Here is a 12,561-nt window from a genome sequence, read left to right as displayed (position 1 = left end):
GACGGACCGCCAATGGGGTCAGTCTCCGACGGTCTTCACCGTCGTGCCCATGCGTCGCGCGCGGCGGATCATGATGGCGGCGTTGTCGATCGCGGCGCATCCCGGGTCGTTGTTGAAGTAGACGTAGACGTCACACGAATCGTCGAAGGACTCCGACAGACGGCGTAACCAACTGTCGATCGCCCGGGTTCCCTAGCTCATCGGTCGTCGAGACGTCCCGTCGTGAAGGCGCAGGTATCCGAAATCGGCTGTGCGCCAAAGAGGGTTGAGGATTCGGTTCTTCCGGTCGGCCCAGCACAGCGCCGCGTTGTGCCGCTCGAGGACCGTCCTTGTCTCGTCGCACCACCAGGACTCGCGCCGGGGTTCGACGGCGACCTGCACCGACGTCGGAAACCTCGCGAGCGTCTCGTCGAGGGCGTCGGGGATGGCGCGGAGAGTGGGCGGCAACTCCGAGGAGCACCGGTCCCAGCCGGCCGTCGAGCCCGGCCGACCGATCGAGGAACCGCTGGACCGGTTCGGCCGGCTCGTTGAGCCGTTTGATGTGCCCCAGATAGCGACTCATCTTCGCGGCCATCCGGAAGTCGGCGGGGACCGTCTCGGCCCAGCGCTCGAACGCCTTCCGCTCGGGCAACCGGTAGAAGGTGTTGTTGACCTCGGCGGTCGGGAACCGCTGCGCGTAGTAGTCCAACCACAACCGTTGCGGGAGCTTCTCGGGATAGAAGGCACCGCGCCAGTCCCGGTACTGCCAGCCGGAGGTGCCGATGAACAGCATCGCGCAACTATCCGTTCGGGACGGGGCTACGAATCCCGTCCACGACGAGTACCCGGTATGCGCGTGGGTGTCGACTCACGGCTCGTGGGTACCCGTCGGTGGCACATGCCAATCACCGAGACGGGAGTACACATGACCAAGCTGGCGATCATCTACTACTCGGCCACCGGACACGGCACTGCGATGGCACAGGTGCTGTCGGATGCCGCTGAATCCGCCGGTGCCGAGGTCCGAGTCCGCCACATTGCCGAAACCCGGGACCCGCAGACGTTCGCCGAGAACCCGGCCTGGTCGGCCAACTACGAGGCCACCAAGGACCTACCCGCCGCGACCGGCGACGACATCGTCTGGGCAGACGGCGTCATCTTCGGGAGCCCGACGCGGTTCGGCAGCACGGCTTCGCCGTTCCAGACATACATCGACTCTCTCGGGGGACTGTGGGCCGAGGGCAAGCTCGCCGACAAGGCCTACGCCGCCTACACCTCCAGCAACACCGCCCACGGCGGGCAAGAGACTACCCTCACCGCTCTCTACACATCGCTGATGCACTTCGGCGGCATCCTCGTCCCGCCCGGGTACACGGACGGACTGAAGTTCGCCGACGGCAACCCGTACGGCGTCTCCCATGTCACGGGTCCGGAGAACAAGAACGAGCTCGACGACGCGACGAAGGCCGCGCTCGAACACATGGCGCAGCGGGTGGTGCGGATCGCGGGCCTCCTCGCTGCCTGATAGTCGTCGCTCACGAGATCCGTTCCCGCTCAGCCGTTTGGTTCGGGCGGGGACGGATCTTGTGAGCGCGCGGTCGCCGTAATCGAGTTGACAGCGAAGGTTCGGCGGTTCACCATCGGTCCTCGTGTCTGTCAGTGTGTCGCCCTCCGGGCGTGAGGAGGTCGTCGGCGTCGTGCGCGCCGACGGTTGATTAACCCGCTCCGATCGGCGCGCGTCCCCGCAGTTGTGGACCGCGCCGGTCGAATCGTGCACTCTTTTTCCTCCTCCGACACCTGAGGTGTATCCACTCATGCATTCCTTGACCGAAACCCAGATCCGTTCGTCGTTCGTCAACGCCTCGCTGCGCGAACGCAAGAGCGTGACCCTTCCACCCGACTTCGACGACTTCGACTGGGAGCGAATCGATTTCGTCGGCTGGCGCGACCCGAAACTACCGATGGTCGGATACGTGGTCATCCCGACCGACGACGACGTCGTGGGCATCATGCTCCGTCTCGGTGGCCGCCAGCCGCGAACCCGGCCCCTGTGCTCGTTCTGCGAGGACGTGCACCTGCCCAACGAGGTCGCCTTCTTCAGTGCGAAACTCGCCGGCGCCGCGGGACGCAAGGGCAACACGGTCGGGACGTTGATCTGCTCGAACTTCGAGTGTTCGGCGAACGTCCGCGCTAAGCCGTCGGCCATCTTCTCCACAGACGACCCCGAAACCGTTCGGCAACAACGCATTCAGGCATTGCGGAGCCACCTCTCCGGCTTCGCAGCGCGGGTGGCGAGCGGCGACAGCTGACGCGCGCCACTGCTCCCCGAGCTGAGAGCCGCCGAAGTTTACGGAGCCGTGTCATCCCGCCCCTGAGCAGCGAGCTTGCGAGCGGATCCCCCGCGCCCTGAGGAGCGAGCTTGCGAGCGGACCCCCGCACCCTGAGGAGCGAGCTTGCGAGCGGACCCCCGCACCCTGAGGAGCGAGCTTGCGAGCGTATCCCCTGCTCCCTGAGGAGCGAGCTTGCGAGCGTCACGAAGGGTCTTGGTGAGATGCGTGGCAGACCCTTCGTGACGCGCCCTCCGCAAGCTCCGGGCGCTCCTCAGGGAGCAGAGCGGGACAGTGGTTCCGCGGCTCTTTCGGATCAGGGAGCAGAACGGGCCAGCGGGCCTGCGTGTTTGTCGACTAGAGGGAGCGTGGGGGTGGGACCGGGTGTCCGCTGAGCTTTCGGCCGACGGTCAGAGCGGCGATAGTGGACCCATGACGTCGCTGTTCATCCGAGCGCTGCAGACCCACCAATGGCTCTACGAGCATTCCGGCGGACTCGTCGGCCACCGGCTGCTGATGGGCAATCCCACGCTGCTGCTGCGCACAATCGGCCGCCGCACCGGGGAGGCCAGGTGCAATGCGCTCACCTATGCGCGCGACGGCGAGGCCTACCTGGTGGTCGCGTCGAACGGCGGATCGCCGCGACCACCGGGGTGGCTCGCCAACCTCAAGGCGCACCCCAACGTCGAAGTCCAGGTGGGTCGTCGTCGGATTCAGGTCACCGCGCGGGCGACCTACCCCGATGACCCGGACTACGCCCGGCGCTTCGTTCTCGTCGATGAAGTCAACAAGGGTCGCTACGCCGGCTATCAGAAGAAGACGACGCGCCCACTCGCCATCGTCGAGCTGACGCCGCGCTAACAGCGTGCCGTTCCGATGACTATCGACCGGCCCGCCGGTCGGTATCTGGGAGACAACGTCAACGACCCCCGGGGAGAAGCATGCGCACGCTGGCGATCACCCAGAACATGACGCTCGACGGTTCGATCGAGATGTTGACCAACTGGTTCGACCCGACCGTCGAGGCGCCGGACCTCATGACCGAGTCCCACCGGCAGGACGCCGAGGCCGATGCGCTGCTCGTCGGCCGGCAGACCTTCGAGGACTTCCGCGGCTTCTGGCCGCACCAGACCGACGACGCCACCGGGATCACCGACTATCTCAACACCGTGGACAAGTACGTGGTGTCGAGCACGATGACCGACCCGGAGTGGCAGAACTCGACGGTGCTGTCCGGCGATGTCATCGACGAGGTGACCGCACTGAAGAACGCCGACGGCAAGGACATCGTCGTGACCGGCAGCATCAGTCTCTGCCACACGCTGATCGGAGCCGGTCTCGTCGACGAATACCGGTTGTTCGTCTACCCGACCGTCCAGGGGTCGGGAAGGCGTCTGTTCCCGGACGGCCTGGAGATCCCGACGCTGCGGCTCGTCGACACCAAGAGTTTCGAGCTGGGCGTCTCGCTGCTGCGTTACCGAACGGTGTGACCCTGTTCAGGCCGGCTCGGAGTTGATCTCCGCGAACGCACGGTCGCGGATCGCCGCGAGATCCATCCCGTACGTCAGTCCGTGAGACTGCTCGTACTCCTCCAGCCGCGCAGCCGCCCGGTCGTAAAGTCGGCGGGCGCCGACGGCATTGCCGCGACGATGGTGCGTCAGTCCGACGCAGAGCTGGGCCAACCCCTGCCACAGCGGACGCTCTTCCGGCGGACACGACTTCCAGCGGGTCTCGAACACCTCGTGCGCGGAGAACGGCCGCCCGTCGTCGAGCAGTTGGCACGCGAGCGCGATCGTCTCGTCGGGCGGCAACGGCTCCTCGGACACGGGTTCGACGCCCCGCTCGCCGTACGGCAGCGGCCGCCCCAGCTCGTCGCGCGGCCGGGCCTGACGGGCGCGACCGTCGGGGTCGCGGTCGCGGTTCTCGAACACTGCGCACCTCCTGACCGAATGGTTGCGAACCGTATCGTCCGTCGGAGTCTCTGCCCTCCGACCGGGGAGCGGTACGAGCGACAGCAGGACGGTACCCATCCGTCGGGTCCGGAAACGAAAAAGGTCAGGTTGCCGTCTGCAACCTGACCTTGTCTTCGCTCGTGGTGGGCGAAGGGGGACTTGAACCCCCACGTCCCGAAGGACACTGGCACCTGAAGCCAGCGCGTCTGCCATTCCGCCACTCGCCCGTGGCCACCGATGTTCCGGTGGGCATGTCGTCGAACTGGGTGCGTCCGGCGACTGGACGACGATAGCAGCACGCCGCCACCGAAACAAAACTCGATCTCCGACGTTGCATTTGAGCAGTACGTCGGGTTACGTCGGACGTCGAATACACACCACTGAGGCGGGTGTTGCAGACGGTGCACCAGTGGCCTTGGTGGCACAGTTGGCCGTTGATGTCGCTATCATCAAACAAGGCCAGATGCACGGCGACACGCTCTATTGCCGCGGAAGGAGGTCTCGGTGGGGATCCTGCAACGACTAGAACGCAAGCTCGAAGGTGCAGTTGACGACGGTTTTGCCCGTGTCTTCGGTGGTCAGGTGGCCCCGCAGGAGATCGAGAACGGGCTGCAACGGGAAGCCGAGGAGTCGCTCGAGAACCTCGGTGACGGTACGGTCCTTGCGGCCAACAGCTACACCTTGTTGTTCAGTCCCACCGATCATCAGCACATCGCTGCGGAATACGAGCTGAACCGCAAGACTTTCTCGAAGCATTTGGAAAACTTCATCAAGGACAACGGGTGGCAGACCTACGGCAAGGTCGTCGTAGAGTTCGAGCAATCGCCGTCCTTGCACACGGGGATCTTCCGCGCACGCGGCACGGTCAACCCGGACGCGCGGCCCCGCCCGGTGGCCGCTCGTTCGGAGCAGCCGGTCCCCGGCCCGCCGGCCGGACGCCCGGCCCCTGTACCTCCTATTCCCAACGCCCCCGACCAAGGAGCCCCCAAGATGACTCAGAACCCCGGATACGACCAGCGCAGGGGCGCCGAACCCGCGTACGACCAGTACGGCCAGGGATCGGGACAGCAGGGCGACCAGGGTTACGGCCAACAGGGCTACGACCAGTACGGTCAGCAGCCCGGCTACGACCAGGGATACGACCAGCAGGGCTACGGCCAGCAAGGGTACGACCAGGGTTACGGCCAACAGCCCGGCTACGGACAGCAGGGTTACAGCCAGCAGGGCTACGACCAGCAGGCGTATGGCCAGCAGCCCGGCTACGGACAGCAGGGATACGACCAGCAGGGCTACGGCCAACAACCCGGCTACGACCAGGGTTATGGCCAGCAGCCCGGCTACGGCCAGCAGGGATACGACCAGGGCTACGGACAACAGCCCGCCTACGACCAGGGTTACGGGCAGCAGGGCTATGAGCAGCAGGGCTACGGCCAGCAGGCGTACGGTCAGCAGCCCGCCGGGTACGACTACCAGGGCGGGTACGACCAGGGTTACGGCGCGGGCCGGCCGGCAGCGGGGTACGCCCCGTCGTCGATCACGCTGCTGCTCGAGGACGGCAGCAACCGCACCTTCCAGCTGCACGAGGGATCCAATGTGATCGGCCGCGGACAGGACGCACAGTTCCGTCTTCCCGACACCGGCGTTTCGCGCCGGCACGTGGAGATCCGCTGGGACGGCGCGACCGCCATGCTCACCGATCTCAACTCGACCAACGGCACCACCGTCAACGATCTCCAGGTGAACACCTGGGAACTCGCCGACGGCGACCGCATCCGCGTCGGACACTCCGACATCACCGTTCGGTTCCAGTAGACCCGCATACGCCGAGCGCACGCCCACCGCGGGCGCGCGGCAGTCGACACCGGCCAGAGACCACTCCGGCCGGTTGATACTGAACTGTCATATCCGAATGACCGGGTTCGGCGGATCTGCCCATAAGATGCAGTCGGGTCCGCTCCTTTCGATCGGCGGTCCGACGACTGCTGCCGCGGGTACGACCCGACCGAGACGGAACGCGCTGGAGGTGAACACGACATGCAGGGCTTGGTGCTGCAACTGACCCGCATCGGGTTCCTGTTGTTGCTCTGGTTGTTCGTCTTCGCCGTGATCCGCACCCTGCGCGCCGACATCGCGTCGGCCGGCGGTCTGCGTATGCCCCGGTACTCGGGCGGCTCGGAGAAACGACGCCGCGGTGGTGGCGTCCGCGGCGCGGCCCGCTACCTCGTGGTGACCCACGGTGCACTGGCGAACACTCGGATCAGCCTCGGCCAGCAGCCGGTCCTGCTCGGACGCGCGGACGACTCGACGCTCGTGCTCACCGACGACTACGCCTCCGAGCGGCACGCGCGGCTCTCGCGACGCGGCGACGACTGGTACGTCGAAGACCTCGGCTCCACCAACGGCACCTACCTCGACCGTTCCAAGGTGACAACCGCGGTCAAGGTGCCGCTGAACACGCCGATCCGCATCGGCAAGACCGTGATCGAGTTGCGCCCGTGACACTTGTGTTGCGCTACATCGCGCGCAGCGACCGCGGTCTCGTTCGGTCCAACAACGAGGACTCCTTCTACGCGGGTCCGCGCCTGCTCGCACTCGCCGACGGCATGGGCGGCCACGCGGCCGGCGAAGTCGCCAGCCAACTGGTCATCCGCGCGCTGAGCACGCTCGACGACGACGAGCCCGGCGGCGACCTGCTCACCCAGCTCGACAGCGCCACCCGCGCCGGCAACGAGGCGATCGCCGCGCAGGTGCAGGAGTCACCCGAACTCGACGGCATGGGCACCACGCTCACCGCGATCCTCTTCGCCGGTAGCCGAATCGGGTTGTGCCACATCGGCGATTCTCGCGGCTACATGTATCGCGACGGTGCCCTGACCCAGATCACCCGCGACGACACGTTCGTCCAGACCCTCGTCGACGAAGGTCGGATCACCGCCGAACAGGCACACACCCACCCGCAGCGTTCGCTGATCATGCGCGCGCTGACCGGCACCGAGGTCGAGCCGACCCTCACCATGCGGGAAGCGCGCGCGGGTGACCGGTACATGCTCTGCAGCGACGGCCTGTCGGACGTCGTGACCGAGGACACCATCGCCGAGACCCTCGGCTCCATCGCTGACCCCAAGGAGTGTGCGGACCGCCTCATCGAGCTCGCACTGCGCGGGGGCGGCCCCGACAACGTGACCGTCGTCCTCGCCGACGTCGTCGACACCCAGTACGGCGACTCGCGACCGATCGTCGGCGGGGCGGCCGGCGCCAACGAGGAGATCTACACCCCCGATCCCGCCACCGCCGCGGGACGCGCCGCGGCACTGCGCCCGCCGCCTGCCGAACCGCAGCGCCCGACGGTGCTGACCGAGGACGAGCCCCCCGCCAAGCATAAGAGCAAGTACCGCCGCTGGATCGTCGCCGGAGTCGCGCTGGCCGTGATCGTCGCGCTCGTCGTCGGAATCTTCGTCGTCCGCGCCATCGTGCGCAGCAACTACTACGTGGCCGCCGACGACACCGGCGATGTGCTCATCTACCAGGGTTCACCGGAGAAGGTCTTCTTCCTGTCGATGAGCAACCCGGTGCAGCGCGTCTGCGTCGAAGATCTCGACCAGGCGGAACCGAGCTACACGTTCATCTCCTACGACGCCTCATGCGAGTTCCCGCTCAACGTCGATGACCTGGTGTCGGGACCTGCCCAGTCGGTCAAGAACGTGATGATCCGGAACAAGAGCGAAGAACAGATCCAAGGCGTCGTCACCGACGAGCTCACCTTCCGCTGCGACAACGCACCCTCGTCGCCCTCCCCCGCGCCGACTCCCCCGGCACCGGCACCGTCGGAGTCGACGCCGAGCACCGATCCGTCCGCCCCGGCACCCCGCGCCACCGCGGCGCCGGCACCGGGCATCCCGCAGCAGGGCGCCACCGAATCGGTGGCACCGTCCACCGGCAACGCCGGGCCGGCCGACACGCCCGCACCTGACCAGGACGCCGTCACGAGCTGCCGGCAGCAGGTGAGATGACTCAAGCCGCGCCCGCCCCGCACGCCCCGCCACGCCAACCCGCCACGAGCACCGGCCGCAACGCCGAACTGCTGCTCCTGGGATTCGCCATCGGCCTGGTGACGGTGGCGCTGCTCATCGTCCAAGCCGCCCAGGGCCAGAACCTGACCTGGGACATCCTCAAGTACGTCGCCGCGTACACCGCACTGTTCGGGGTCGCCCATCTGGTGGTTCGCCGCTACGCACCCCACGCCGATCCGATCATGCTGCCCGTCGTGGCCGTCCTGAACGGTCTCGGCCTGGTCCTGATCCATCGTCTCGACCTCGGCACGGGCAACACCGGGGAGTCGGTGAATGCCACCGAGGCGACCCGCAACGCCGATCAGCAGTTGCTGTGGGCAGTGCTGGGCATCGTGGCGTTCTCCGCGGTGCTCATCCTGATCCGCGACCACCGGACACTCTCGCGGTACGCCTACACGCTCGGCCTCGGCGGACTGGTCTTCTTGATCATCCCGGCGATCCTGCCCAGCGCGTTCTCGGAGATCAACGGGTCGAAGAACTGGATCATCACGCCGTTCTTCTCGATCCAGCCCAGTGAGTTCTCCAAGATCCTGATCATCATCTTCGCGGCCGCGGTGCTGGTCTCCAAGCGTGATCTGTTCATCACCGCCGGTCCGCACGTGCTCGGTGTCGACCTCCCGCGCGCCCGTGACCTCGGTCCGCTGCTGGCTGCCTGGGCCATCGCCATCGCCGTCATGGTGGTCCAGAAAGACCTGGGTACGTCGCTGCTGATCTTCGCGACCATCCTGACGATGCTCTACGTGGCCACCTCGCGCGTCGAATGGCTGGTGCTGGGCATCGGGCTCTTCGCGATCGGCGCGGTCTTCGCGTGGTCGATCTTCTCGCACCTGCAGACCCGGGTCTCGGTGTGGCTGAACCCCTTCGAGGACTTCGACGGCTCGGGCTACCAGATCGGGCAGAGCCTGTTCGGTCTGGCCACGGGCGGACTGTTCGGCACCGGACTCGGTTCGGGCCGGCCCAACATCGTGCCGTTCGCCAACACCGACTTCATCATCTCGACCATCGGCGAGGAACTCGGCCTGGCCGGCCTCACCGCGATTCTGCTGCTGTACATGATCTTCATCCACCGCGGTCTGCGGACCGGCATCGCCGTCCGCGACAGCTTCGGCAAACTCCTGGCGACCGGTCTGGCGTTCACCATCGCGATGCAGATCTTCGTCGTCGTCGGCGGCGTCACCAAGTTGATCCCGCTGACGGGTCTCACGACGCCGTTCCTGTCCTACGGCGGATCGTCGCTGCTGGCCAACTACATCCTGGTCGCGTTGCTCATCCGGATCTCGAACGCCGCGCGGGAACCCGATCCCGGGAAGAAGCGTCCCGCGGCCAAGCCCGTCGAGGCACTGCCGACGCAGGTGGTGAAGCGTCGATGAACAAGCCGATCCGCAATGTGTCGATGGCGGTGATCGTGATGATCATCGCCCTGCTCGCCAACGCCACCTACGTGCAGGTGTTCAAGGCCGACGCCCTCAAGACCGACCCCCGCAACAATCGGGTGCTGCTCGACGAGTACTCCCGGCAGCGCGGCCTGATCACGACCGCCGACGGCACGGTGATCGCGTTGTCGGTGCCGATCGAGAGCCGCCTGAAGTTCCTGCGCCAGTACCCGCGGGAGGGCGCCGAGGCGTTCGCCCCGGTCACCGGTTTCTACTCGTTCCAGTACCTCGCGAGCCAGATCGAGCACTACGAGAACAGCATTCTCAACGGCTCCGACGACCGGCTCTTCGGTCAGCGGTTCATGGACATGTTCTCCGGGCGCGACCCGCGCGGCGGCAACGTCGTCACGACGATCAACCCCAAGGTGCAGCAGGCCGCGTACCAGGCCATGCTCAACGGGCCGTGCGACGGTCCGTGCCGCGGGGCCGTCGTGGCGCTGCAGCCGAACACCGGCAAGATCCTGGCGATGGTCTCGACGCCGAGCTATGACCCCAACCGGCTCGCGAGCCACGACCAGGAGGTCCGCGAGAGCAGCTGGGAGGCGTGGAACCGGCCCGGCGACACCGCGCAGCCGATGCTCAACCGCGCGATCAGCCAGCTCTACCCGCCCGGCTCGACCTTCAAGGTCGTCACCTCGGCCGCGGCCCTGCGCGACAACATCACCCCGGGCATCCGCCTCACCGCAGCTCCGACCTTCCCGTTGCCGGGCACCGACGTCTCCCTCCCGAACTACGGCGGCGAGACCTGCCCCGGGTCGTCGGGCGGAACCGTGTCGCTCGAGACGGCGTTCAAGTACTCGTGCAACACCGCCTTCGCCGAACTGGTGACCGAGAAGATGTCCGACGCGATCCCCAAGTTCACCGAGACCGCGAGCCTGTTCGGCCTCGACCAGCCCGGCCCGGACATCCCGATGCCCGTCGTCGACTCGACGGTCGGGCAGATCCCGTCCCTCGACGTCCTCGCACAGGCGTCCATCGGCCAGCGTGACGTCCGGCTCACCCCGCTACAGAACGCGATGATCGCCGCGACGGTGGCCAACGGAGGTGTGCGCATGCAGCCGTACCTGGTCGACAAGTTGCAGGCCGCGGACCTGCGGACCCTGCAGACCACACCGCCGACGACGGCCAACAAGCCGATCACGCCCGAGCAGGCCGCCGAGCTGACGTCGATGATGATCGAGTCGGAGCGGTCGACGGCCGGCGCAGGCGGCCCGGTGTCGATCGCGTCGAAGACCGGTACGGCGGAGAGCGGATCGAGCACGGACACCCCGTTCTCGTGGTACATCGCCTTCGGACCGTCGTCGAACGCACAGATCGCGGTGGCCGTCGTGGTGGAGAATGGACAATTCGGCGCGGACTCGGTCGGAGGGACCGTCGCGGCGCCGATCGGACGAGAAGTGATCAACTCACTGGTGGGAGGTGGCAGTCGATGAGCCTGCAGAACGGCACCACCATCGGCGACCGGTATCGACTCATCCGCCTGATCGCCACGGGCGGCATGGGCCAGGTGTGGGAGGCGCTCGACACGCGCCTGAATCGTCGCGTCGCGGTGAAGGTCCTCAAGGCCGAGTACACCAGCGATCCGGAGTTCATCGCGCGGTTCCGCGCGGAGGCCCAGACCACCGCGAAGCTGAACAACCCCGGGATCGCGAACGTCTTCGACTACGGCGAGACCCCGGATTACAACGGCGGCGACCCGCTCGCGTACCTGGTGATGGAACTCGTCGACGGTGAGCCCCTGAACTCGGTGATCTCCCGCCTCGGGCGGTTGTCGCTGACCAACACCCTCGACATGCTCGAGCAGACCGGCCGCGCCCTGCAGGCCGCGCACAGCCAGGGACTCGTCCACCGCGACGTCAAACCCGGCAACATCCTGATCACCCCGGTGGGCCAGGTGAAGATCACCGACTTCGGCATCGCCAAGGCCGTCGACTCCGCCCCGGTCACCAAGACCGGGATGGTCATGGGTACCGCGCAATACATCTCCCCGGAGCAGGCCACCGGCGACGAGGCGACCGCGGCGTCGGACGTCTACTCGCTCGGCGTCGTCGGCTACGAGGCCCTCACCGGGCGTCGTCCATTCCTCGGCGACGGTGCGATCACCGTCGCGATGAAGCACATCCGGGAGGCACCGCCACCCCTGCCGACGAACCTGCCGTCCGGGGTCCGCGAGCTCATCGAGATCACGATGGCCAAGGAGCCGCGGCAGCGTTACGCCAACGGTGGTGAGTTCGCCGACGCGGTCGCCGCCGTGCGTGCCGGGCGGCGTCCGCCGCGACCGGGCGCGATCGCCGGTGCCGCGGCAGGCGCAGCGGGAGCCGCCGCGCTCGGCGCCGCAGTCGCTCGTGGGGCCACCCCGACGGGTGCGGCCTCGCGGCCGGTGACCCCTCGGCCGACGTCGCGGACCGCGGTGGCGCCACCACCGCCGGACAACAGCTGGACCACCGGTCAGAAGGTCCTGGCCGGCATCGCGGCCGCCCTTCTCGTCGGTGCCATCGGGCTCATCGGGTTCTATCTGGTGAACAGCGGGAACGGGGACGCGGCGACACCACCGCCGCCGTCGACGACGGTCGTCGAGACCACGACCGCGGTGGAACCGACGGAGGAGCCCGACGAGCCGACCACGACTCGACGCACGACCCGTACGACCACCAGCGAAGAGACGTCCAGCGAAGAAACGACGACGGAGACGACCACGCCGCGTCAGCAGACCGACACCTCCGAGCCGCCGCCGGACCCCGGTGCCGCCACCGGCACCCCGTGTTTCCCCGGCGTACCGTTCTCACCGCTGTGCTGATGG

General features: G+C 67.2%; 11 protein-coding genes, 1 tRNA gene and 1 pseudogene. 10 read left to right on the top strand and 3 right to left on the bottom strand.

Features of this window, described 5'->3' with window-relative positions; all coding sequences use genetic code 11:
- Window positions 1–18 precede the first annotated feature (18 nt).
- Window positions 19–772 (bottom strand): annotated as a pseudogene (locus tag ACFUEJ_RS02000) (DUF72 domain-containing protein).
- Between the two features lie 132 nt (window positions 773–904).
- On the opposite strand from ACFUEJ_RS02000, the gene wrbA reads away from it, so the two are divergent.
- The 4 genes from wrbA to ACFUEJ_RS01980 all read left to right on the top strand — a co-directional run bounded on the left by wrbA (window position 905) and on the right by ACFUEJ_RS01980 (window position 3,796).
- Complete coding sequence (gene wrbA, locus ACFUEJ_RS01995; protein ID WP_058253059.1) at window positions 905–1,504, top strand: NAD(P)H:quinone oxidoreductase; 600 nt, start codon at window positions 905–907, stop codon at window positions 1,502–1,504.
- A gap of 289 nt (window positions 1,505–1,793) precedes the next feature.
- Entirely contained in the window at window positions 1,794–2,288 is a 495-nt protein-coding gene (locus ACFUEJ_RS01990; RefSeq protein ID WP_065630688.1) for an FBP domain-containing protein, read from the top strand.
- A 450-nt stretch (window positions 2,289–2,738) separates the two neighbouring features.
- Complete coding sequence (locus ACFUEJ_RS01985; RefSeq protein ID WP_065630635.1) at window positions 2,739–3,167, top strand: nitroreductase family deazaflavin-dependent oxidoreductase; 429 nt, start codon at window positions 2,739–2,741, stop codon at window positions 3,165–3,167.
- A gap of 80 nt (window positions 3,168–3,247) precedes the next feature.
- Window positions 3,248–3,796: a dihydrofolate reductase family protein gene (locus ACFUEJ_RS01980; RefSeq protein WP_388027248.1), complete on the top strand. Its 549-nt coding sequence runs from the start codon at window positions 3,248–3,250 to the stop codon at window positions 3,794–3,796.
- A 6-nt stretch (window positions 3,797–3,802) separates the two neighbouring features.
- Here the strand turns inward: ACFUEJ_RS01980 and ACFUEJ_RS01975 are convergent, their stop codons facing one another.
- The gene (locus ACFUEJ_RS01975; protein WP_078114069.1) at window positions 3,803–4,237 is read right to left on the bottom strand and encodes a DUF309 domain-containing protein; all 435 of its coding nucleotides are present in this window, start codon (window positions 4,235–4,237) and stop codon (window positions 3,803–3,805) included.
- Window positions 4,238–4,399: 162 nt separating this feature from the next.
- Window positions 4,400–4,485, bottom strand: a tRNA-Leu gene (locus ACFUEJ_RS01970).
- Between the two features lie 277 nt (window positions 4,486–4,762).
- Here ACFUEJ_RS01970 and ACFUEJ_RS01965 point away from each other — a divergent pair.
- From ACFUEJ_RS01965 to ACFUEJ_RS01940, 6 genes are all read left to right on the top strand, one after another.
- Window positions 4,763–6,070: a DUF3662 and FHA domain-containing protein gene (locus ACFUEJ_RS01965; protein ID WP_388027246.1), complete on the top strand. Its 1,308-nt coding sequence runs from the start codon at window positions 4,763–4,765 to the stop codon at window positions 6,068–6,070.
- Window positions 6,071–6,292: 222 nt separating this feature from the next.
- Window positions 6,293–6,757 (top strand): FHA domain-containing protein, encoded by a 465-nt coding sequence (locus ACFUEJ_RS01960; protein WP_058253019.1) that lies wholly within the window; start codon window positions 6,293–6,295, stop codon window positions 6,755–6,757.
- Window positions 6,754–8,268 (top strand): PP2C family serine/threonine-protein phosphatase, encoded by a 1,515-nt coding sequence (locus ACFUEJ_RS01955; RefSeq protein WP_226512011.1) that lies wholly within the window; start codon window positions 6,754–6,756, stop codon window positions 8,266–8,268. Before ACFUEJ_RS01960 ends, ACFUEJ_RS01955 begins: the two co-directional genes overlap by 4 nt.
- Window positions 8,265–9,698, top strand: coding sequence for an FtsW/RodA/SpoVE family cell cycle protein (locus ACFUEJ_RS01950; RefSeq protein ID WP_065630650.1), 1,434 nt, complete (start codon window positions 8,265–8,267; stop codon window positions 9,696–9,698). The genes ACFUEJ_RS01955 and ACFUEJ_RS01950 overlap by 4 nt, the downstream gene beginning before the upstream one ends.
- Window positions 9,695–11,194: a penicillin-binding protein 2 gene (locus tag ACFUEJ_RS01945; RefSeq protein ID WP_065630651.1), complete on the top strand. Its 1,500-nt coding sequence runs from the start codon at window positions 9,695–9,697 to the stop codon at window positions 11,192–11,194. Before ACFUEJ_RS01950 ends, ACFUEJ_RS01945 begins: the two co-directional genes overlap by 4 nt.
- Window positions 11,191–12,558, top strand: a complete 1,368-nt coding sequence (locus ACFUEJ_RS01940) for a protein kinase (RefSeq protein ID WP_226512010.1) — start codon at window positions 11,191–11,193, stop codon at window positions 12,556–12,558. Before ACFUEJ_RS01945 ends, ACFUEJ_RS01940 begins: the two co-directional genes overlap by 4 nt.
- Window positions 12,559–12,561: the final 3 nt, after the last annotated feature.

It is taken from the genome of Gordonia sp. NPDC057258, assembly GCF_042668985.1.
GTDB lineage: Bacteria > Actinomycetota > Actinomycetes > Mycobacteriales > Mycobacteriaceae > Gordonia > Gordonia hongkongensis.
The sequence above is the reverse complement of the archived record's forward strand: the minus strand, read 5'-3'. Positions and strand labels throughout refer to the sequence as shown.